The sequence below is a fragment of the Pseudomonas sp. dw_358 genome (genome assembly GCF_018449655.1).
Lineage (GTDB): Bacteria > Pseudomonadota > Gammaproteobacteria > Pseudomonadales > Pseudomonadaceae > Aquipseudomonas.
The window spans coordinates 106,900-127,971 of sequence record NZ_JAAVUX010000001.1 but is presented as its reverse complement, the minus strand read 5'-3'; the positions used below and the strand labels follow the sequence as shown (position 1 = coordinate 127,971).

At 62.5% G+C, this 21,072-nt stretch carries 18 protein-coding genes; 7 read left to right on the top strand and 11 right to left on the bottom strand.

The genetic code is table 11. The annotated features are described in order from the left end of the window. Positions 1 to 278 precede the first annotated feature (278 nt). Together HB675_RS00585 and HB675_RS00580 are read left to right on the top strand one after the other, a co-directional pair. Positions 279 to 1,385: a diguanylate cyclase gene (locus HB675_RS00585; RefSeq protein ID WP_213875145.1), complete on the top strand. Its 1,107-nt coding sequence runs from the start codon at positions 279 to 281 to the stop codon at positions 1,383 to 1,385. After that, positions 1,378 to 2,322 (top strand): iron-sulfur-binding ferredoxin reductase, encoded by a 945-nt coding sequence (locus tag HB675_RS00580; RefSeq protein ID WP_213875144.1) that lies wholly within the window; start codon positions 1,378 to 1,380, stop codon positions 2,320 to 2,322. The genes HB675_RS00585 and HB675_RS00580 overlap by 8 nt, the downstream gene beginning before the upstream one ends. A 41-nt stretch (positions 2,323 to 2,363) precedes the next feature. On the opposite strand, the gene pyk is transcribed toward HB675_RS00580, so the two are convergent. Then, a complete protein-coding gene (gene pyk / locus HB675_RS00575; RefSeq protein ID WP_213875143.1) occupies positions 2,364 to 3,815 on the bottom strand; it encodes a pyruvate kinase in 1,452 nt (483 codons plus the stop codon). A gap of 181 nt (positions 3,816 to 3,996) precedes the next feature. On the opposite strand from pyk, the gene HB675_RS00570 reads away from it, so the two are divergent. Beyond that, on the top strand, positions 3,997 to 4,374 hold the full coding sequence (locus HB675_RS00570; RefSeq protein ID WP_213875142.1) for a tetratricopeptide repeat protein: 378 nt from the start codon (positions 3,997 to 3,999) through the stop codon (positions 4,372 to 4,374). A gap of 152 nt (positions 4,375 to 4,526) precedes the next feature. Then, on the top strand, positions 4,527 to 4,886 hold the full coding sequence (locus HB675_RS00565; protein WP_213875141.1) for a PilZ domain-containing protein: 360 nt from the start codon (positions 4,527 to 4,529) through the stop codon (positions 4,884 to 4,886). Positions 4,887 to 4,953: 67 nt separating this feature from the next. On the opposite strand, the gene HB675_RS00560 is transcribed toward HB675_RS00565, so the two are convergent. From HB675_RS00560 to HB675_RS00535, 6 genes are read right to left on the bottom strand one after another with little or no spacing between them, the layout of a single operon-like run. Then, positions 4,954 to 6,288: a DUF58 domain-containing protein gene (locus HB675_RS00560; protein ID WP_213875140.1), complete on the bottom strand. Its 1,335-nt coding sequence runs from the start codon at positions 6,286 to 6,288 to the stop codon at positions 4,954 to 4,956. Continuing rightward, the gene (locus HB675_RS00555) at positions 6,285 to 7,337 is read right to left on the bottom strand and encodes a MoxR family ATPase (protein WP_213875688.1); all 1,053 of its coding nucleotides are present in this window, start codon (positions 7,335 to 7,337) and stop codon (positions 6,285 to 6,287) included. The genes HB675_RS00560 and HB675_RS00555 overlap by 4 nt, the downstream gene beginning before the upstream one ends. A gap of 44 nt (positions 7,338 to 7,381) precedes the next feature. Continuing rightward, on the bottom strand, positions 7,382 to 8,542 hold the full coding sequence (locus HB675_RS00550) for a DUF4350 domain-containing protein (protein WP_213875139.1): 1,161 nt from the start codon (positions 8,540 to 8,542) through the stop codon (positions 7,382 to 7,384). After that, positions 8,539 to 10,059, bottom strand: a complete 1,521-nt coding sequence (locus tag HB675_RS00545; protein WP_213875138.1) for a DUF4129 domain-containing protein — start codon at positions 10,057 to 10,059, stop codon at positions 8,539 to 8,541. Before HB675_RS00545 ends, HB675_RS00550 begins: the two co-directional genes overlap by 4 nt. Beyond that, positions 10,046 to 11,026: a stage II sporulation protein M gene (locus HB675_RS00540; protein WP_213875137.1), complete on the bottom strand. Its 981-nt coding sequence runs from the start codon at positions 11,024 to 11,026 to the stop codon at positions 10,046 to 10,048. Before HB675_RS00540 ends, HB675_RS00545 begins: the two co-directional genes overlap by 14 nt. Further along, a complete protein-coding gene (locus HB675_RS00535; protein WP_213875136.1) occupies positions 11,023 to 11,748 on the bottom strand; it encodes an RDD family protein in 726 nt (241 codons plus the stop codon). The genes HB675_RS00540 and HB675_RS00535 overlap by 4 nt, the downstream gene beginning before the upstream one ends. Before the next feature lie 126 nt (positions 11,749 to 11,874). On the opposite strand from HB675_RS00535, the gene sbcB reads away from it, so the two are divergent. Beyond that, positions 11,875 to 13,314 carry an exodeoxyribonuclease I gene (gene sbcB / locus HB675_RS00530; RefSeq protein WP_213875135.1) on the top strand — a complete coding sequence of 480 codons (1,440 nt, stop codon included), beginning with the start codon at positions 11,875 to 11,877 and terminating at the stop codon, positions 13,312 to 13,314. 86 nt (positions 13,315 to 13,400) lie between these two features. On the opposite strand, the gene mvaT is transcribed toward sbcB, so the two are convergent. Then, complete coding sequence (gene mvaT, locus HB675_RS00525; protein ID WP_213875134.1) at positions 13,401 to 13,781, bottom strand: histone-like nucleoid-structuring protein MvaT; 381 nt, start codon at positions 13,779 to 13,781, stop codon at positions 13,401 to 13,403. Between the two features lie 279 nt (positions 13,782 to 14,060). Here mvaT and purU point away from each other — a divergent pair, with 279 nt between their 5' ends. Next, entirely contained in the window at positions 14,061 to 14,909 is an 849-nt protein-coding gene (purU, locus tag HB675_RS00520) for a formyltetrahydrofolate deformylase (RefSeq protein WP_213875133.1), read from the top strand. Positions 14,910 to 15,108: 199 nt separating this feature from the next. On the opposite strand, the gene HB675_RS00515 is transcribed toward purU, so the two are convergent. After that, on the bottom strand, positions 15,109 to 16,998 hold the full coding sequence (locus HB675_RS00515; RefSeq protein ID WP_213875132.1) for a methyl-accepting chemotaxis protein: 1,890 nt from the start codon (positions 16,996 to 16,998) through the stop codon (positions 15,109 to 15,111). A 152-nt stretch (positions 16,999 to 17,150) separates the two neighbouring features. Between HB675_RS00515 and HB675_RS00510 the strand changes: the two genes are divergently transcribed. Then, entirely contained in the window at positions 17,151 to 18,632 is a 1,482-nt protein-coding gene (locus tag HB675_RS00510) for a helicase HerA-like domain-containing protein (protein ID WP_213875131.1), read from the top strand. Positions 18,633 to 18,679: 47 nt separating this feature from the next. On the opposite strand, the gene HB675_RS00505 is transcribed toward HB675_RS00510, so the two are convergent. Both HB675_RS00505 and HB675_RS00500 read right to left on the bottom strand, forming a co-directional pair. Continuing rightward, positions 18,680 to 20,152 (bottom strand): inorganic phosphate transporter, encoded by a 1,473-nt coding sequence (locus HB675_RS00505; protein ID WP_213875130.1) that lies wholly within the window; start codon positions 20,150 to 20,152, stop codon positions 18,680 to 18,682. A gap of 247 nt (positions 20,153 to 20,399) precedes the next feature. Continuing rightward, positions 20,400 to 20,594, bottom strand: coding sequence for a hypothetical protein (locus HB675_RS00500; protein WP_213875129.1), 195 nt, complete (start codon positions 20,592 to 20,594; stop codon positions 20,400 to 20,402). Between the last annotated feature and the right edge of the window lie 478 nt (positions 20,595 to 21,072).

Below are 21,072 nucleotides of genomic sequence, written 5' to 3'. Positions count from 1 at the left end.
GGGCCGTGCCATATCGGAAAGCCCCGCATGTGCGGCAGTCTGGCGGTTGCAAAAAAGGCGACGAAGTATACCGCGACTGATTGCCGCGTACAGTCGCCGATGCTCAAAGGTCGGGCGATAACCGGTGAGTAGCAAATTGCTACCATCCGTAGGAAACTTGTACACGGGGGCGAAATTGGATAGTTATTTTAGACGCTGAACACTAAAGTGGCATCTGGCCATATTCTCTCCGGTGCCAGCCAGGGAAAGGATTTCCATTCAACACGGTGAGTCAACGAGTGACTGAACACGCCCTACAAAAACTGCTGCTCAAGCGTTTTCTCTTCGCTGCGGCCACTTACGCCCTGGTTTTGCTGCTGTTTTGGGCGGCTGTGGTCGGCGGTTTTTTCAGCGAGTCTTCAGGTGTCGCCGTGGCCGGCAGTGTACTGGTGGTGCTGAGTCAGATCGCCCTGCTGGTGGTGTTCCTGACCGGGCTGAACAAGCGTTTCGCCGATGCCAGCCTGACCGAATTTCAAGTGTGGCTGGGGCTGGCCGGGCAGACCTGGCTGATTGCCTGCCTGGACACCGCCCGCGGCGCCTTCATGGTCCTCTATGTAGTGATCATGCTGTTTGGCCTGTTTCACCTGGACCGCCGAAAATTTCTGCGCTGCGCCGCGCTGGTGTTCGCCAGCTTCGTGGTGCTCAACCTCTGGGAAGCCTCCCATGGACAGATGCGCGATCCCCGGCTGGCGTTCATTCAGGGCTGTGCCTTGTTTGCCGTGCTGGCCTGGCTGAGTTTCTACGCCAGCTATGTACAGGCTTCGCGCCATCGCATGCGTCAGCGCCGCTATGCCTTGCAGGCGCATCAGGACACCCTGCGCGGGATGATGCGCCAGCTCGAAGACCTGGTGGCCACCGACGAGTTGACCAGCCTTTTCAACCGTCGGCACTTTCTGCGGCTGGCGTCCCGCGAGTTGTCGGCTCTGGCCAAAGGCACCCAGCACGGCCTGGCCTTGATCGACCTCGACCATTTCAAACGCATCAACGACGTACATGGCCACGCGGCTGGCGATCAGGTGCTGCAGACCTTCGCTACGGTGGCCACGGCCAGCCTGCGGGACGGCGATGTCCTGGCCCGCTACGGCGGTGAAGAGTTCGTCCTGCTCTTGCTCGACAGCCATGCCGAGGACCTGACCCTGTGCTGCGAGCGCTTGCGCCTGGCGTTTGCCGATGCGCGGCCGGAGGGGCTTGAACTCGACGGCCTGAGCCTGTCCGTCGGGATGACCCTGCTGCTGCCGGGGGACGACCTGGACGACGCGCTGCACCGTGCCGACCAGGCCTTGTACCGAGCCAAGCGCAGCGGTCGCAACCGCTGTGCTGCGGCCTGGGAGCCGATCGATGCCTGAGATCCGTGTCGGCGAACGGCACTGGACGGTCGCGCCCGGTGCCTCGTTGCTCGATGCACTCAACGAGGCCGGTGTCGTGGTGCCCTACAGTTGCCGGGCAGGCAGCTGCCATGCCTGCCTGGTGCATTGCCTGGCCGGTGAGCCAGACGACATCAACCCCGCCGCCCTGCAAGCTGAACGCCGCGCCGAGGGCTGGCGCCTGGCCTGCCAGTGCCGGGTGGTCGGTGACCTTGAGGTCGCGGTGTTCGACCGTCAGCGCGACGGCGTGCCCAGCCGCGTGGTGGCGGCCGACTGGCTCGGTTGCGGGGTACTGCGCCTGCGCCTGCAACCCTCACGACCACTGCGTTACCGCCCTGGCCAGCACCTGGTGCTGTGGACCGACACAGGCGTCGCCCGGCCTTACTCGCTGGCGAGCTTGCCAGGGGCCGATCCGTGGCTGGAGTTTCATATCGATTGCAGCCAACCGGGTGCATTTGCCGATGTTGCCCGCCACCTGACCCCCGGTGTCGATATCCGCCTGGGCGAGTTGAGCGGTGGCGCCCTGCACTACGCTCCGGACTGGCAGGCCCGCCCCCTCTGGCTGCTGGCTGCCGGCACTGGCCTGGCGCCACTATGGGGGGTGCTGCGCGAAGCCCTGGAAGCAGAACATCAGGGCGCGATTCGCTTGCTGCACCTGGCGCGGGACAGCGATGGGCATTATTTGCGGGAGGAACTTGAAGCGCTGGCCGAGGCATGGCCGCAGTTGCAAGTGGAATTGTTGACGCCGGCCGAGTTGCCTGCTGCGCTGGGGGCGTTGCGATTACAGTCGCGGCAGACCATGGCCCTGGTGTGCGGTTCGCCGTCCAGTGTCGAGAGTTTTTCGCGGCGATTGTTTCTGGCGGGGCTGCCACGGGGGCAGTTGTTGGCGGATGTGTTTGTGGGGCGGGGCCCAGCGTGAAACAGGCGCCGCTGACCATCGGTCAAGCGGCGCCCTCAACCTCACAAGATCGGATCACCGACATGCAGAATCTTCATGCCGTTGGTGCCGCCGATGCGGTTGTAGCTGTCGCCCTTGGTCAGGATTACCCAGTCACCTGGCTCGACCACGCCCATCTTCAGCAACTCGTCCACGGCAGCCTGGCTGACTTCGCTCGGCGGCAGGGCTGCCGGATCGAAGGCCACCGGGTAGACGCCGCGGAACATCGCCGAACGGGCGCGAGTGTCGCGGTGTGGCGAGAAGCAGTAGATCGGCACCGACGAGCGCAGGCGCGACATGATCAAAGGCGTGTAGCCGCTTTCGGTCAGCGCGATGACTGCCTTGACGCCCGGGAAGTGGTTGGCCGTGTACATGGCCGCCAGGGCGATGCTTTCGTCGCAACGTTCGAACTGAGTGTGAAGGCGGTGGCTGGACTTCTTGCCGGACGGGTGCTTTTCAGCGCCCAGGCAGATGCGCGCCATGGCCTGCACCGCTTCGATCGGGTAGGCACCCGCAGCGCTTTCGGCCGAGAGCATCACCGCGTCGGTGGAGTCGAGCACGGCGTTGGCCACGTCGGATACTTCGGCGCGGGTCGGCATCGGATTCTGGATCATCGACTCCATCATCTGGGTCGCCACGATCACCGCCTTGTTGTTGCGGCGGGCGTGCTGGATGATCTTCTTCTGGATACCGATCAGCTCGGCATCGCCGATTTCCACACCCAGGTCGCCACGGGCCACCATGACCGCGTCACTGGCGCGGATCAGGTTGTCGAGGGTTTCGTCGTCGGCCACGGCTTCGGCGCGTTCGATCTTGGCCACCAGCCAGGCGGTACCGCCGGACTCGTCACGCAACTGACGGGCATACTCCATGTCGGCAGCATCGCGGGGGAAGGAAACGGCCAGGTAATCCAGGTCCATTTCCGCCGCGAGCTTGATGTCCTGCTTGTCCTTTTCGGTCAAGGCAGGCGCCGTCAGGCCGCCGCCACGGCGGTTGATGCCCTTGTGGTCGGACAGCGGGCCGCCGATCAATACCGAGCAGTGCAGCGCGTCAGCGGTGGCGGTTTCGACGCGCATCACCACGCGACCGTCGTCCAGCAGCAGCTCATCGCCGACGCCGCAGTCCTTGACCAGGTCCGGGTAGTCGATACCGACGATTTCCTGGTTGCCTTCGGTCAGCGGGTGGTTGATCGAGAACGTGAACCGATCGCCGACTTTCAATTCGATCCGCTTGTTGGCGAACTTGGCGATGCGGATCTTCGGACCTTGCAGGTCGCCCAACAGCGCCACATGGCGGCCATTGCGCGCAGCGATTTCACGAATGAGGCGGGCGCGAGCCTTGTGCTCGTCCGGCGTGCCGTGGCTGAAGTTCAGGCGGGCCACATCCAGCCCGGCGAGGATCAGCTGTTCGATCACTTCCGGCGAATTGCTCGCAGGGCCCAGGGTAGCTACGATTTTAGTACGGCGAACGGTCATTCACTGACTCCTTGTATTGAAGCGCAGCAGAAGGCTACTCCTCAAACGGGCTGTAGTCATTGTTCCTCTGCACTACCTGAGGCCGACTTTGTTCGGCGATTGTGCAGAACGGGCATGACGCTGTCATGGCATTGAAGATTTCGCCGAGCGGGCCGATACCCCGGCATTACAGGAGAACTTCATGCGAATCTTCATGCTTTCGGCCCTGCTGCTGACCGGCCTTTCGGGCTGCACTCGCTGGGCCATGAACAGCCACCTCGACGACGCCTATCGCGCCTACGACAAGGGCGACTGCGCCACTGTGATGCTGCGCCTTTCCCAGGTCGAACGCGAGAGTCGCACTCGGCAATACGTCATGCCGCAAGTGAGCCTGCTGCGCGGCCAGTGCCTGGAACGCGAGCAGTTGTACGTGGACGCCGCCCAGACTTATCAGTTCATGCTGATGCAGTACCCGGACACCGAATACGCTTATCGGGCACGGGCTCGGCTCGATACATTGCAACAGGGCGGCCATATCCACGAGGCGCAGCCGGCCCAGACCTTTCCCGCCAAACGGTGAAAAAAACACGGTAAGGTTTCACCGCCGGCGTCTGGAAGTTTGTGCGTAACCGGCTAAGCTCTGGATGATGGCTCTTTGAGTCCATAGCGGCCTTTGAGCCCTCGTGCTTTAGTGCGACCATGCTCCATGGTCATTTGATTGCGGTACATCCTATGTATATCGAGCGCCGTATCGAACGTCAGCAGCTACCGTATTACCTTCAGGTGTTCAATGGTTATAACGGGCAGCCGATCGGCTACCTGGGCAACGTGTCGGAAAACGGCCTGATGCTGATCAGCCAGCTGCCCATGCTGGTCGGTGTGGATTTCACGCTGCAACTCAAAATCCCTACGGCCAGTGGCGGTCCGCAGTTATTGAATCTGACGGCCAATTGCATGTGGTCCAGGGAAGATGAAACGCCGGGGTATTACGATTCCGGCTTTGCGCTGACCCAGTCCTGCGAGCTGTACGCAGAGTTGGTGGGGGCGTTGCGCAGTTACTTCACCTTCAGTCAGGCCGGGGCTTCGGCTTGATGCCTTGAGTTGTCAGGGGTCGCGTTGCAGTCCATACCGCGACGCGATTCCTTTGAAATGCCCTCTTTTACAACGTTCCCGCCTTTTTCCACGCCAGGTACCGTGTGATCAACCGAGCCCCCAACTGACTGGGCCGTGCATCCAGCACTGCCATGCCGTGGGCGCTCAGGCGTTCATGCAAGTCATCTCGGGCATTGAGATAATCCACCGCCGCGCAGTAGCTCAGGGCCTCCTCATGGCTGTGCACTGGCGCCAGGCGCAGGCTGTCGAGCAGTTCTTCGCGCAGGCTGGCCACCAGCACGCGATGACGCCGGCCGATGCGTTGCAGCGTGCTCACCCATTGCTCATCATCCTCGTCCCGCAGGTTGGTCACCCAGATCACCAGCGCCCGACGCTGCTGACGGGCGAGCAGGAGGTCGCTGGCGGCGCTGAAGTCGCTGGGACGCTGGCTGCTGTGCACGTCATAGAGACTGTTGAGCAGCACGTTCATCTGCGCCTGGCCCTTGCGCGGTGCCAGATACAGTGGCTGATCGCCGGCGAAGGCCATCAGGCCCACGGCATCGCCCTGGCGCAGGGCCACCTGGCTGAGCAGCAGGCAGGCGCCAAGGGCGTGGTCGAAGTGCGCCAGCTCACCGTCCTGGCTGCGCATGCGGCGGCCGCAATCGAGCATCAAGATAATCTGCTGGTCGCGTTCGTCCTGATATTCCCGGGCGATAGGCGTGCCTTGGCGGGCGGTGGCTTTCCAGTCGATCTGGCGCAGGCTGTCGCCTTCGCGAAACTCGCGCAGCTGGTGAAACTCCAGGCCTTGGCCGCGGCGCGGACGCTGGCTGATGCCCAAGTGACCCAGCCACTGATCCGCCGCCAGCAGACGCCCATCGGGCAGATGACGGTAGTCCGGATAGACGCGCACGGCATCGGCGCTGTCGATGAATCGGCGCAGGCGCCATAGGCCCATGCGGCTGGGCAGTTGCAGTTCACAGCGGGAAAATAGCCATTGCCCCCGTTGCAGCGCTCGTACCCCGTAGGCCACGACATTCGACTGGCCAGGCGCGAGCTCGACGGTGGGTGGCAGCTGGCGCGACTGCATGCCGGGGGGCAGGTGATCGTACAGGCTCAAGCGGACCGGCCAGGCCAGCTCGTGCTCCAGGGTCAGGCTGACTTCGCTCCAACGGCCTTGAGCCAGGCTGGCGGGCAGGCGCCTGTGCAGACGCACCATGGGCGCGCGCAGCAACAGATGCAGGGCATCGATGGCCGCGACAATGAAGCTGGCAAACACAATGCCCCAGGTGATGGCATTGACGCTGTCGGGCACGTCGGTGTCCAAGGCCCGCAGCGCACCCAGCAGCACGCTCAAGGCCAGCAACCCGGCAACCCAACCCAGCAACAGGCGTGATGGCTTCACAGGCGCGGCGCCGCCACCTGGTCCAGCAACTGCCCCAGCACCTGGTCCACCGAGAGCCCCTCGATGTCCAGTTCCGGCGCCAGCCGCACCCGATGGCGCAGCACGGCCAGCGCGCAGTGTTTGACGTCGTCCGGGATCACGAACTCACCGCCGCGCAGCAATGCCCGCGCCCGCGCACCACGTACCAGCGCAATCGAGGCCCGCGGCCCGGCGCCGATGGCCACCCCTGGCCAGTCCCGAGTCGCCCGGGCCAGGCGCACGGCATAATCGAGCACCTGCTCGTCGCAGGGCAGTTCGCTGGCGATGCGTTGCAGCACATTGACATCCCGGGCGTTGAGCAGGGTGCGCGGCGGGTGCACCTCGAGCATTTCCGCGCGGGAAGAACGCGTCACTTCGCGGACCATGTTCAGCTCCTCGTCAGCCGCCGGGTAGTCCATGCGCAACTTGAGCATGAAGCGATCAAGCTCGGCCTCGGGCAGCGGATAGGTGCCTTCCTGTTCCAGCGGGTTCTGGGTAGCGAGCACCATGAACGGCTGGGCAATCGGCAGGGCGCGGCCTTCGAGGGTGACCTGGCGCTCCTGCATGGCTTCCAGCAAGGCCGCCTGGGTCTTGGCCGGTGCGCGGTTGATCTCGTCCGCCAGCAACAGGTGGGTGAACAGCGGGCCCTTGCGCAGTTTGAACTGCTCGGTCTGCAGATCGTAGACCGCCTGGCCGGTGACGTCGCTGGGCATCAGGTCCGGGGTGAACTGGATGCGTGCGAAGTCGCCACCGAAGCACTTGGCCAAGGCCCGTACCAGCAGAGTCTTGCCCAGCCCCGGCACGCCTTCGATGAGTACGTGGCCGCCGGCAATCAGGGCGGTCAGCACATCGTCGATCGCACCGTGCTGGCCGATGATGACCTTGCGCAGTTCATGGCGCAGCGCCTGGGCCAACTGACTGGCGCGGTGGCGTTGCTGGGTTTGATGTTCTTCGGGGCTGACTTCAGCGCCCGTTCCGGGGCTGCTTTCAGGCGGTGAGGCTGGGGCAGGAGAGACATCGGCAGTGTCCATTGGCTCTGGAGCGGGCGGGATGTCGGTGGGTTCGATCGAGTCGCTCATAACGCATTCCTGATAGTTTGCAGGTGAGCCACCTGCCGGCTGAAGTCAGCTGCCGACTGCCGGCCCTTGGGGCGCGGACGCAGGGCGTTACCGATAGCGGCGGTGGGCTGGTGAGTCAGGCGGGCGAGGATCTGCCATTGTTCGGCGACCGGCAGGCGCTCGAAACCGGGATGGCGGCGTCGGGCACAGCGCAGGATGTCCCACTGCAAGGCGCGCAGCAGGCTGCCTTGGCCGGCCTTGCGCAGAAGGAAATCGGCGCTGGCATTGAGGTGCTCGCGTAATTGTCGGCGAGCCAGGGGGCTGGACGGGGTCAGAGGCCCTTCCCGCACGGCAAGGTGCCAGCCCCCAAGCACCAGCAGGGCAAGCAGGGCGGTCAGCGCTTGGGGGAAATAGCGCCAGAGCAAGGTGCCGAGGCTGTCGTGATCGGCCTGGCTGACCAGCGTGACCTGAGTGGCCTGGGTCAGGTACCAGAGCAGCCAGGCATTGTCGTATTGGGCGATATGAGCATTGCGCCAGAGGTCCGCATCGGTCACCACGGTGATCAGGCCATCGCCCCAGTCCAATTGCATCAGGTGCGTGGCGGTGGCGTTGTTGGCCCAGGCATGGACCTTGTTGACCGGGTCCTCCAGATGCCATTCCGGGTTGAAATTGAAGTAGGCCGGGGCCTTTTCGTTTTCCAGATACAAGCGGGTCAGCTGCGGGTACTGGATGCGGTCACCGGGGGACAGGCGTGGCAGCGAGCGCGTCAACAGTTGGTGCAGTTGCAGCCTATCGAGCAGCAGGTCGCCGCTCATGGCCTTGTCCTGATCCCACAAGGCCTGAGCCACGAACAGCAGACGCCCGCCGGCGTGCACCCAACGCAGCACGCGGTCGGCCTGGTCCGGTGACATGCGCGCACGGTTGCCGAACAACAGCAAGCTGGCACCGCGCGGATCGAGCCGGTCGAGCACATCGAGGCGGCGAGCCTGCTGCACCGTCACCCCTTGCCGGCGAAGAAAGGCCGCGGCAGCAAGGTAATCATCGGCCTTGACCTCGTCGGCGGGACCTCTGTCGACGTCCAGTCGATACGACTCCAGCCGGCCGAACCGACCGCTCCATACGGCCAGCGCCAGCAGCACGAGCACCCCGGCCAGCAGCCACTTGGCACGTCGGGTCATGTGGCGGTTCCGTCCGGCTGTGGTGCGAAGGGTTTTTCGAACAGCGCCCGCCAGCCTTGGCACAATTGCTCGCGTGCCTCGGCGGGGGGCAGCCGGTGGCCATAGGCGAGATTCAGCCAGTGGCCGGTGAGCTGTTCGCTGAACTGGCTCAGTGAACGCTGGCCGAGGGTGTTGACACGGGCCAGGACCTGGGTCTCTGTGTCCGCCGCGCCGAGGGCGAGTCGATGGTCGCTGATCAGGCGGCTGAGCAGGCCGCGATAGAGCAGGCTCAGGGCCTCTCGCGGATGCTCGCCCCAGAGCTGTTCGGCGGTGTCCGCGAGGTTGCGGGGCAGGCTGTCCGCGTGCAACACCACGCCCGCCACCATGGGCAATGGTGCGATGTCGGTCGTGCGAGCCGGTGGGCGGCCGATCAGGGCAGCGAGGGTGCCGCGATAGCGCCAGGCGAGGCCCAGTGCGCCGCCCATTACCACCATCCAGAGCAGCCACTCGATGACTCTGGCCATGCCTTCGAAGCGCCCCGACGGGATGCTGGGTATAGCTGTCGGGGCTGTCTGCGGCTGGGTCCCCCTGACCCAGCGCCAGTGCTCCTCGGTTTCCACGTTGCGAAAGGGGGGCTGCAACAACAGCTCCCTGACGCTTTGCCGGGCCGCGTCGCTGGTGACTTTCTGATTGAGCAGGCGCGGGCTGTCCGGGGCGGCAACGGCCCAGGCGCGCTCGCCGGGCAGGCTCAGCGCGACTGCCAGCAACAGCGCGCCGACCACGGTGCCCAGGCGCTGCGCCAGGCGCCGCAGGACCTGCTCGATGTCCCAGGCTTCGAGCTGCGTACGACGGTTCACATACAGGCCAAATCCACAGGCAACGTACATAGGCTCGCTGATCGTCAGCACCAGGGCGTAGCTCAGGTTGGTCAAGTGGGCCGGCCAGGCGGCCTTGAGGCTTGCGGTGCTGGTCAGCGAGGTGCCAAGGTGCCAACTCTGATCGAACAGATGGGGTTCAAACATCAGCACCAGGGCCATCAGGCCCAGGGCGAACACGCACTCCAGATTCGCCCACACCAGGGTCAGCCAGCGCGCCGCGCCGCGGTTGTCCTTGCGCAGCAGGATCATGCGGCGTTGCCGGGCCGGGCCGTCGAGGCCTTCCAGCTGGCTGATGGGCAGGTAGAAGCTGCGGCTCAGGCTCAATCGACGCCAGATCAAGGCGGGCCACAGCTGGGACCTGAGCAGGCCGGGAAAGCGACGCAAGGCCTGGGCCAGAGTCGGCGGTGCGCCGGTCCAGGCCTGGGCGAGAATGTCCAGCGGCACGCGCTCGAACGCCGGCTTGAGCCACCAGAGCAATAACAGCACGGCGGTGGGGTGATCCCACAGCAGCCAACTGGCCAGTGCCAGGACAGGCAAGGTTACGCAGGCCCAGCTCAGCATGAGCAAGCGCCGGTGGCGTGCGGCCAGCAACAAGCCCAGGTCCATGGCTTCCCAGGGCGAGCGTGGGCGCAGCACCGCCTCGGCTTCACTCAGGCGCATGGCGACGCCTGCCCGCAAGGCTCAGGTAGCTGAGCACCAACAACCACAGCCCGGCGCCCACGGCGTATTTCACGCTGGCGGGCAGGGTGGTGATGGAGGACCAGTAGGCTTCGATAAAGGCGGCTATCAATAGCAGCACTACTGCGCCGTACACCAGTTGCATGGCCTTTCTGGCGCTGTGGCGCAAGGCTTCGCTGCGTGCCAGCGGGCCCGGTGCCAGCAGCGCGCCACCCAGCCGCAGCCCGGCGGCCCCGGCCAGCACCAGCCCGGTCAGTTCGAACGCGCCATGGCCGATGACGAAGGGCCAGAAGGTCTGATTGAAGCCGATCTGGCCAAGGTGACCCGCCACCGCGCCAATCGACAGCCCGTTGGACACCAGCAGATAGAGGCTGCCCAGGCCCAGCAGCAGGCCGCCGGCGAAGATCTGGAAGGCGATGCCGATGTTATGCATCACGTAGTAGCCAAACATCATCAGGCCGGTGCTGCTCAAACGCTGCGCCGCCGGACCGAAACGGGTTGCGCCGGGGTCATACATGGCTTCCATTTCCAGCACTTCCCGGGGGCTGATGATGGCGTAGATCAGGTCGGGGAAGTGATAGACCAGACCCAACGTCAGCATCAGACTGAGCACAAACACCAGAGCTGCACCCGCCACCCAGCGCCATTGCTCACGCACCTGCCCCGGGAATTGCACCAGGACGAACGCCAACACGCTGGCCAGTACCCGGCTGTGATGGCGATACAGTTGCTGATGACCGCGCATGGCCAGGTGTTGCAATGTGTCGATCAAGTGGTGGCTGTAGCCGCGTTCGCCGGCCAGCGCCAACTGGCTGCACAGATGCCGATACCGACGACAGAAGTCTTCGCTTTCCTCGGCGCTGGCGCGACGGCTTTCCAGGCGTTCGAGCAAGTGCTCGAACTGCTGCCATCGAGGCCGATGCAGCTGCTCGAACTGGCTCTGCTTCATGGGGCATCCCGCAGGTGTCGGGCGATCCCGTGAAGGGCGGTCAGTGCCTCGTCGGCGGGCACGTGCAAGGGGGCTGCGAGGAGTGCTGCCAGCTCGCGGCTTCGATGGGTCGGGAGCTGGCGATGACGCTCGGCGAGGGCGATGATCGCCTGCTGTTCGGTCACCTGCAGAGCCCAGGGGGCGGAGCGGGGCGTTACGGGCGGCATCTCGACCGGCGTGGGGAGCGAGTCACGGTGGATCACCAGGGTGCCGGCGGCGAGATCGCCCAGGCGCTTGAAGTGTCGATGGTGCAGGCTGCAGAAGGCTCCCACGCCATAGGCCAGCGGGAGCGCGTCCAGTGCGCGTAACAGGTTGCGGATCAGCGAGGCCGTCCAGCCGATCGGCGTGGCGTCGTCGTGAACGACGCACAGGCCCATGAGCTGCTTGCCCGGGCTGCGACCCTGATGCAGCACCTCGAAAAGCACCATGTACCACCAGTTGATCACGAACACCAACAAGGCACCGAGACCGAAGCCGACGTAGCCCATCTTGCCAAGCGCCAGCATCAACCCGGCCAGCAAAATCCCGCGCAACACCAGATCGATGGCGAAGGCCAGCGCACGGGTCACCACGCCGGCCGGGCGCAGCACCAGTTCGATGCCTTCCGGCGTCTCCAGAATCAGGCGGGTGTCCACAGGATCAGGCAGCGCTGCATTCCGTGCGTAGGCTGTAGCAAATGGCATCAGTGACGCGCCCGATCGATAACGGCAAAGGGTGATGCTAGCCAGCCGCAGGCGATGGCGCAACTGCTGCTGGCTCTCGATACCCGCACACCCTAGACTTTGCTCAACTTCAAACAGGACCCGCCCGTGACTTCGAGCATTTTCTGGTACGACTACGAAACCACCGGCATCAACCCGCGTAACGACCGGGCGCTGCAGGTGGCGGGGATTCGCACCGACGCCGACCTCAACGAGATCGGTGCCCCGGTCAATCTCTATTGCCAGCCCAGTGACGATATCCTGCCTCACCCCATGGCGTGCATGATCACCGGAATCACCCCCGGTACGCTGGCTGAAAAAGGCTTGAGCGAGGCCGATTTCATGACCCGCGTGCACGCCCAGTTAAGCGCCCCCGGCACCTGCGGTGCGGGCTACAACACCCTGCGCTTCGACGATGAAGTCACTCGCTACAGTTTCTATCGCAACTTTTTCGACCCGTATGCCCGGGAATGGCAAGGGGGCAACAGCCGTTGGGACCTGATCGATGTGGCGCGGGCGGCCTACGCGTTGCGCCCCGAAGGCATCCAGTGGCCCGAGGTCGATGGCAAGGTCAGCCTGCGTCTGGAATTGTTGACTGCCGCCAATGGCATCGACCATGGCCAGGCTCACGATGCACTCTCGGATGTACGCGCCACTATTGGCCTGGCGCGATTGATCAAGGAAAAACAACCCCGCCTATATGACTGGCTCTATCAATTGCGCGCCAAGCAGACTGTCTTGGAGCAGGTGCGCCTGCTACAACCCATGGTGCATGTTTCCGGGCGCTTTTCCGCCGCACGTCATTATTTGAGCGTGGTCTTGCCATTGGCCTGGCATCCGCGCAATCGCAATGCACTGATTGTCTGCGATCTGCATGTTGATCCGTCACGCTTGTGGCTCGACGATGCCGAGGTGCTGCGCGACGGGTTATACCAGCGTCGGGATACATTGATGGCCGGGCAGTTGCCGGTGCCGTTGAAGTTGATTCACGTGAATCGCTGTCCGGTGGTGGCGCCGCTCAAGGTATTGCGTGAAACCGATCAACAGCGGCTCGGTATTGACTTGGCACTGTGTCTGGCGCGCGCCGAGCAACTGCGCGAACGCAGTAGTGAATGGCGGGACACGTTGGCGACCGTGTATGGTCATGATGTTTTTGCCGAGGTCATGGACCCGGAACAACAGTTATACGACGGTTTTATGGGTGACCGTGATCGGCGCCTCTGCGAACAGGTCAGGCTGGCGGAACCGGCGGACTTGGCCGGGTCGCGCTGGATGTTCGATGATGCGCGTTTGCCGGAATTATTGTTTCGCTACCGTGCGCGTAACTTCCCTGACACCCTGACGGTGTCCGAAAAAGAGCGCTGGGCGCTGTTTTGCCAAAGGCGCCTGAGTGATCCGGCCCAGGGCGCGCCCAATACGGTCGGGGGTTTCACCGAGGCGCTGGCTCAGGCACGGCAGATTGCGAACTCGCAGCAGTTGGCGGTGCTGTCTGAATGGGATGCTTATGTCCAGGCGCTGTCGTTGCGGTTGAAAGTGACTTGTCCCTGAAACTTTCTGAAATAAAAAACGCCCAGAGTGTGGGCGTTTTTATGTATCCGTTCTTGAACAAACAAGCAACGGTCACCGGCGGCCAATCAGCCCAGCAGGGTGGCCCAGCTTTCAACCACGTCGCCGCCCCACTTGGCTTTCCATTCTTTCAGGGTCTTGTGGTTGCCGCCTTTGGTTTCGATGATTTCGCCATTGTGCGGGTTTTTGTACTGTTTCACTTTGCGCGCGCGCTTGGTGCCCGGGACTTTGACAGCACCGCCACGTGGCAGCTTGCTGCTTTTGGCTTCCGGGTCGAGCAGCGAAATGATGTCACGCAGCGACTTCTGGTATTCGCCCATCAAGGTCCGCAGCTTGCCTTCAAATTCCAGTTCGGTTTGCAGTTTGTCGTCTTGTGACAGGTTTTTCAGACGCGCCTGCAGTTCTTTGATGGCTTCTTCTGTAGCGCGATATTCGTTGATCAGAGACATGGGGACTACCTTGGTTGTAAAGCGTCGGGAACAGTGGGGCCAATAATAGGCATACCCGTTGTTCAAGTAAACATTAAAAAAACCATGTCGTAAAATTAAGTTATATTTTTTATTTCAATGTGGCCGCCGTGAATGTGTTTCGCTGGATATATGCCGGTGGCGGTCGCCGCGCTGTTCAATGGGCTCGTTGCCCTGGCCCGCGGGGCTGCACAGCGCCGTGCAGAGTGCAGCGACACTCGCTAGAATAGCCGCCTTTATGAAGTATTGGAGTTTTCCCTCATGCGCACTTTTCGGCTGGTGATTGCCTGCCCGGACCGCGTTGGCATCGTTGCCAAGGTCAGCCATTTCCTGGCATCTCATAACGGCTGGATCACCGAGGCCAGTCATCACTCCGATGATCAGAGCGGCTGGTTCTTCATGCGCCATGAAATACGCGCCGACTCGCTACCGTTTGGCATCGAGGCCTTGCGCGAGGCCTTTGCGCCGATCGCCGACGAGTTCGCCATGGTCTGGCGCATCACCGACACCGACCTGAAAAAGCGCGTGGTATTGATGGCCAGCCGCGAGTCCCACTGCCTGGCCGACCTGCTGCACCGTTGGCACAGCGATGAGCTGGACTGTGACATCCCGTGCGTGATTTCCAACCACAATGACCTGCGCAGCATGGTCGAGTGGCATGGCATCCCTTTTTATCACGTGCCCGTGGACCCCGCCGACAAGCAACCGGCGTTTTCCGAAGTGTCGCGCCTGGTCGCCGAGCATCAGGCCGACGTGGTGGTGCTCGCGCGCTACATGCAGATCTTGCCGCCGCAACTGTGCCAGGCCTATGCGCAGAAGGTCATCAACATTCACCACAGCTTCCTGCCCTCTTTTGTCGGCGCCAAGCCCTACCATCAGGCTTCCATGCGCGGCGTAAAGCTTATTGGTGCCACCTGTCACTACGTCACCGAAGAGTTGGATGCCGGGCCTATCATCGAACAGGACGTGGTGCGTGTGACCCACAGAGACAGCATCGAAGATATGGTGCGTTTCGGCCGTGACGTCGAGAAGATGGTACTGGCCCGTGGCTTGCGCTATCACTTGGAAGACCGCGTTCTGGTGCACGGTAACAAGACTGTGGTGTTCTGACGGCCGAGGAGGGCGAGCGATGAGCGATCCGCTGGACAAGGCGACTTCCAGGCCGCCGCCCACTCTGGGGGAGGGTTGCCTCAGTCGCTATGACCCTGAGGCCATGGATGAAGAAGACGGCACCGAGTTCCCCGGTGCCGCCGAGCTGTGGCAAGAGTTGCATCCGCAGGATGAGTCCTCTGCCACAGAGGGGGAAGCATCAGATCCGGAAACTCCCCACCAACTGCTTCAGCCGGGTCGCTTGCTGCTCCAGGTCGGCACAGGCCCGCAGGGTTGACTGCAGGTTTTCCATGCCTTCCTGGTTCAGTGTATTGATCTCGCTGATGTCCATGTTGATGGCATCGACCACGGCGGTCTGTTCCTCGGTGGCGGTGGCCACCGACTGGTTCATGCCGTCGATCTCGCCAATGCGCTGGGTCACGCTGCTCAAGCGTTCGCCGGCCTGATTGGCAATGCCCATGCTGTCCTGACTGTGCCGTTGGCTTTCACCCATGGTGCTCACCGAGGCGCGCGCGCCGACCTGCAATTCTTCGATCATGCCCTGCACCTGTTGGGCCGATTCCTGAGTGCGGTGGGCGAGGTTGCGCACTTCGTCCGCCACCACCGCAAAGCCGCGACCGGCTTCACCGGCACGGGCCGCTTCGATGGCGGCGTTGAGTGCCAGCAGGTTGGTTTGCTGGGAAATGCTGGTGATCACCTCGAGGATCTGGCCGATGTTCACCGTTTTGCTGTTCAGTGTCTCGATATGCCCGCTGGACGTGCTGATCAGGTCCGACAGGCGATTCATGGCCTGGATGCTCTGATCCACCACCTGCTGGCCCTCCTCGGCCAGCTGTCGTGCGTCGCTGGCCTGTTGCGAGGCCAGCGCCGCATTGTGGGCAATTTCCTGGGCGGCCGCGCCCAATTCGTTGATGGCGGCTGCGACACTGTTGGTGCGGTTGGCCTGTTCGTCGGAGTTGATCATCGACGAATTGGAGGCGCTCACCACCCGCAAGGCCACTTCGTTGACCCGCTCGGTGGCCGAGGCTACCTCTCGGATCGACCCATGGATCCGCTCGACGAAGCGGTTGAATGCGGTGCCCAGTACGCCGAACTCGTCCTGGCTGTGAATGGTCAGCCGGCGCGTCAGGTCGCCTTCTCCTTCGGCGATGTTTTCCATGGCTCGGGTCATGGTCTGCAGGGGTTGGATCAGCACACGGATCAACATGCCCAGCAGCGCAATGATGAAGATCACCGCGACAACGGTAGCGATGATTGCCGACTTCCGGAATTCGCTGAGCATCGCATAGGCTTTGTCCTTATCTACCGAGATGCCGACGTACCAGTTCACCGAGGGCAGGCCCTTGATCTGGGCGAAAGTCACCAGTCGGGTCTTGCCGTCCGTTTCCACTTCACTGAGGCTGCTGTCCAGGCGAGGCGTATCGTGGGGGTAAAGGTCAGCAAGGGTCTTCATCACCAGTTTGCCATCAGGATGCACCAGCACCTTGCCGTCGGCGCTGACCAGGAACGCATAGCCCATGCCACCGAAGTCCAGGGAGTTGATGATCTGCACCACGCGCTCCAGCGACAAGTCGCCCCCCACCACACCCAGGGCCTGGCCCGCTTTGTCGGCAGCCGATACCACGGTGATAATCAACTTGCCGGACGCTGCGTCCACATAGGGTTCGGTCAGCGCGGGCCCCGAGGTCGCTCTGGCTGCCTGATACCATGGGCGCGTGCGGGCATCGTAGCCGGCCGGCATCTGCTCGCTGGGGCGCATGGTGAACCCGCCTTCGGCAGTGCCCAGGTAGGTATAAAGGAAGCTGGATGTCAGCGCTTTCTGTTCCAGCAATTGGGCGACATTGGACGGCTCCGGGTTCAAGCCGATGTTCTGCGCCAGGTTTTGCACCAACAGTATCCGGCCATCGAACCAACTGCTGATATTGTTGGCGGTGGTGGTGCCCATTTCATGCAGATAGTTCTCCAGATCCTGGCGGATGGCATTACGCTGGAGGTAATCGTTGTAGCTGGTGAACAGTGCGAAAGCCACGGCCACAATCAAGGCAGCGGCGATGAGAATCTTGTGACTGAAGCGCAGGGTTTTGTTCATGTGCGAGGTCCGGAGGTTTAAGGCAATTGCGAAAACGAGCTGAAAAGTCCTTTCTTCCCTGGGAGGTCGTTCGATCGGTTTTCTTGTTGTTCTGGGTTTTCTGACCAGTGCTATCGGCGGGCAGGGAAAAATCTCAAGTGCTGGAGAGATAAATGTCTGATATCAAACAGCAACCATCGCGCCTGATTGTCGGGGCGAGCACTGACGGACAACCCCTGGGTCAGGAGTTGCGCCTTGGCAACCGGCACGGTTTGATCGCCGGCGCCACGGGCACCGGCAAGACCGTGACCTTGCAGCGTCTGGCCGAAGCATTCAGTGAGGCGGGCGTGGCGGTGTTCGCGGCGGACATCAAGGGTGATCTGTGTGGTCTGGGCGCGGCGGGAGAGCCCACGGGGGCTATCGCCGAAAGAATTGCCAGCATCCCGTGGCTCGATCATCGACCTCAGGCTTGCCCCATACGCCTGTGGGACGTGCACGGGCAGTCCGGGCACCCGCTGCGCACGACCCTCAGCGAGATGGGCCCGTTATTGCTGGGCAGCTTGCTGGAATTGACCGACAGCCAGCAGGCCGCGCTCTATGCCGCCTTCAAGGTGGCTGATCGTGAAGGCCTGCTGTTGCTCGATCTCAAGGACCTCAAGGCACTGCTCAACCACCTCAAGGAAAACCCGGCGATATTGGGCGAAGACAGCGCTTTGCTGACCACCGGTTCCACCCAGGCCCTGCAACGACGACTGGCAGGGCTTGAGCAGCAGGGTGCCGAGGCTTTGTTCGGCGAGCCGGCGTTACAGTTGCAGGACCTGCTGCAACCGGCTGCCGATGGCCGTGGGGTGATCCATCTGCTGGATGCCAGCCGTCTGGTCCATGAAGCGCCCAAGGTCTATGCGACCTTCCTGTTGTGGCTGCTGGCTGAGTTGTTCGAGCAGTTGCCCGAGCGCGGCGATGCCGACAAGCCTCTGCTGGCGCTGTTCTTCGATGAGGCGCACCTGTTGTTTACCGGCACACCGAAAGCGTTGCAGGACCGCCTGGAACAGGTGGTCCGGTTGATCCGCTCCAAAGGGGTTGGCGTGTATTTTGTGACCCAGTCCCCCAGTGACTTGCCTGATGCGGTACTGGCGCAACTGGGGCTGCGGATCCAGCATGGCCTGCGGGCTTTCACCGCCAAGGAGCAGCGCTCGCTCAAGGCCGTGGCCGATGGCTTTCGGCCCAACCCGCAGTTCGATACATTGTCGGTGCTGATCGAGTTGGGCACGGGGGAAGCGCTGGTGGGGACGCTGCACAGCAACGGCACGCCCGCGATGGTGCAGCGCGTCGCGGTGGCACCTCCACAGTCGCGAATCGGACCGTTGACCGCTGGTGAACGCAGCGCACTGATTGCCCAGTCGCCCTTGGCGGGACGCTATGACCAGGCCATCGATCGCGAGTCGGCGTACGAAATGCTCACCCAGCGCAAGGCCGACCTGCCGGAACAGCCCAGGGAGGCCTCCGAGGAAAGCTTTGCCGACAAGGCCGGAGATTTTTTCAGCGGTGCGGCGGGGCAGGCCTTGAAGTCCGGGCTGCGCCAGGCCGCCAATCAGTTGGGCCGGGAGTTGGTGCGGGGATTGTTGGGCTCGTTGACGGGCAAGCGCAGGCGATAAACCTGCGCGTCACCGCCGTGTCCTGCAGGGAGGGTCATGCTCTGCAGTTATGCCAGCACTTTGCTCGCCAGCCAGAACAACCCCGCCGCCAGGCCCATCGAGACCGGCAAGGTCAGTACCCAGGCCAGCATGATGTTACGCACGGTGCCGCCCTGCAGACCGCTCTTGTTGGCAACCATGGTGCCGGCGACGCCGGAGGACAGGATGTGCGTGGTCGACACCGGCAAGGCAAAGACGTTGGCCATGGCAATGGAACCGGCCGTGACGATCTGCGCCGACATGCCTTGGGCGTAGGTCATGCCCTGCTTGCCGATTTTCTCGCCAATGGTCAGTACCACACGCTTCCAGCCGACCATGGTGCCCAGGCCCAGGGCCAGGGCCACCGCGAGAATCACCCAGAACGGCGCATATTCAGTGGTGGTGGTCAGGTCCTTGCGCAGCTTCTCCAGATCGGCTTTTTCCCTCGCATCCATCTGTGGCAGTTTGCCGACCTTGCGTGCGGTGTCATCCAGGCACAGCAGGTAGCGGCGCACTTCGATGCGTTTTTCCGGGGTCACCGAGTGGTAGTCGGAAACGCCGTCGAGGGTGCGCAGCAAGGCAGCGATGGTCGGCTCAGTCTGCTTCGGGTTGCAGCTGGACTGGGCCGGCAGGTCGCCCGGCAGGGATTTGCCCAGGGCCAGGAATTCGCCCAGCGTCGCGTTGTTGCGCTGGTAGAACTGGCTCAGGTGCAGGGTGGCGTCGCGGGTACGCTCGATCTGATAGGTGGTACTGTCCAGGTCCAGAACGAACTGGCTGGGCACGATGCCGATCAGCACCAGCATGATCAGGCCGATGCCCTTCTGGCCATCGTTGGAGCCGTGTACGAAGCTGACGGCCATGGCCGAGATGACCAGTACCAGGCGGTTCCAGAAGGGCGGGTGCTTCTTGTCGTCCAGCTTGCGCCGCTGATCCGGGGTCTTGTGCATTTTTGACAGCGGGCGCCAGCGCTTCAAGGCCAGTAGCAGTGCTGCCGCTGCCAGAAACCCGACCACGGGAGAAAAGACCAGTGACGAACCGATATCGATCGCCTTCTGCCAGTTCACGCCATCCTTCATCGGGATACCGTTGAGCAGGGCATTGGCCATGCCCACACCCAGTATCGAACCGATCAGCGTGTGGGAGCTGGAGGCCGGAATGCCGAAATACCAGGTCCCCAGGTTCCAGGTAATGGCAGCTGCCAGCAACGAAAAGACCATGGCCAGGCCGTGGCCCGTGTTGACGTTGATCAGCAGCTCGACCGGCAGAAGGTGCACGATCGCATAAGCCACGCCGACCCCTCCCAGCAGCACACCGAGAAAGTTGAACACGCCGGAAAAGAACACAGCCAGGTGCGGCGGCATGGCTTTGGTGTAAATGACTGTGGCCACCGCGTTGGCAGTGTCATGAAAGCCATTGATGAACTCGAAGGCGAGTACAAACGCCAAGGCCAGGCACAGGCTGATAATCACCCATGCATCCAGCCCGCTGAATAAATCGATCATGAAGGTTTTCTGACCCGGTCATAAGGGGGCGCGATTATGCCAGAAAACCCGGGGTAACGATGCCCTGGGCGGTCGTACGTTACATTTTTGCAACAGCGGCATGACAGATTCGATCAGCGCCACGCCCTGTCTATCATGGAGTTTGAGCAGCAGGGCCGGGTTCGATCAGGGGCTGCGAAGGCGTTTCGCGGGGCAGAAATATTTCAAACAACCGTATGAAAGTCCCGCGTCAGGCCGTCGAAAAGCGCTACTGAGCCTCGAGTTCCTTCTCCATACGTTCGAGTTCCTGCTTGAACGCCTGGTCCTGAACCGTGGCTCGCTTGCGCCAGGCTTTGCGCTCTGGCTCGGGTTGAGCGGCATAGGTCGTCACTTCACCGCCATACACATCCTTGAAGCGTTGTTCTTGACGTTCAAGTTCCGCACGCAATTCATCTTTAGTCACATTAAATACCTTGATCAACTATTGTCCGATGACTTCGTCAGGTTCTCTAAATCACGGGGCAGAACGGCGTTCTGACGCGAAAACAATCTCGAGATCAACCGGCGGCTGCAGCATCGGTCACGGGTCGTGGCAGCATCGACCTGAATCCCCGGCACGGCGTGGCGGGGGCAAAACAAACTGTCCATTGCTCGGCGAGGGCGGATATCTTCTGCGCCGGGCCGGGCGGGTATCCGAGCGCATCGGCCCGCATGACCCCTAGTTTGCTTCAAGACAAACTTGAAGTGAACTGAAATTGACTATAGCAAACGTTCCATTTTGCAATGTCCACTGCAGTTGATTTCTGCGGATGACGTCAGGTAAACGTCGAGCATTCAGCTCTTATTCAGCCTTGATTCGCCGATCACCAATAAGAGTGTGATCCAGGGCACAAGTTTCATGGTTGCCAGATGGCTGGAAAAACTCGGCGCCGAAAATCAAA

Excerpts from the sequence above, each read along its gene's own strand:
- HB675_RS00550 (WP_213875139.1), bottom strand. The coding sequence starts at position 8,542 with ATGACCCGACGTGCCAAGTGGCTGCTGGCCGGGGTGCTCGTGCTGCTG.
- HB675_RS00510 (WP_213875131.1), top strand. The coding sequence starts at position 17,151 with ATGTCTGATATCAAACAGCAACCATCGCGCCTGATTGTCGGGGCGAGC.
- HB675_RS00580 (WP_213875144.1), top strand. The coding sequence starts at position 1,378 with ATGCCTGAGATCCGTGTCGGCGAACGGCACTGGACGGTCGCGCCCGGT.
- purU (WP_213875133.1), top strand. The coding sequence starts at position 14,061 with ATGCGCACTTTTCGGCTGGTGATTGCCTGCCCGGACCGCGTTGGCATC.
- mvaT (WP_213875134.1), bottom strand. The coding sequence starts at position 13,781 with ATGTCTCTGATCAACGAATATCGCGCTACAGAAGAAGCCATCAAAGAA.
- HB675_RS00555 (WP_213875688.1), bottom strand. The coding sequence starts at position 7,337 with ATGGACACTGCCGATGTCTCTCCTGCCCCAGCCTCACCGCCTGAAAGC.
- HB675_RS00535 (WP_213875136.1), bottom strand. The coding sequence starts at position 11,748 with ATGCCATTTGCTACAGCCTACGCACGGAATGCAGCGCTGCCTGATCCT.
- HB675_RS00505 (WP_213875130.1), bottom strand. The coding sequence starts at position 20,152 with ATGATCGATTTATTCAGCGGGCTGGATGCATGGGTGATTATCAGCCTG.
- HB675_RS00565 (WP_213875141.1), top strand. The coding sequence starts at position 4,527 with ATGTATATCGAGCGCCGTATCGAACGTCAGCAGCTACCGTATTACCTT.
- pyk (WP_213875143.1), bottom strand. The coding sequence starts at position 3,815 with ATGACCGTTCGCCGTACTAAAATCGTAGCTACCCTGGGCCCTGCGAGC.
- HB675_RS00545 (WP_213875138.1), bottom strand. The coding sequence starts at position 10,059 with ATGCGCCTGAGTGAAGCCGAGGCGGTGCTGCGCCCACGCTCGCCCTGG.
- HB675_RS00515 (WP_213875132.1), bottom strand. The coding sequence starts at position 16,998 with ATGAACAAAACCCTGCGCTTCAGTCACAAGATTCTCATCGCCGCTGCC.
- HB675_RS00540 (WP_213875137.1), bottom strand. The coding sequence starts at position 11,026 with ATGAAGCAGAGCCAGTTCGAGCAGCTGCATCGGCCTCGATGGCAGCAG.
- HB675_RS00570 (WP_213875142.1), top strand. The coding sequence starts at position 3,997 with ATGCGAATCTTCATGCTTTCGGCCCTGCTGCTGACCGGCCTTTCGGGC.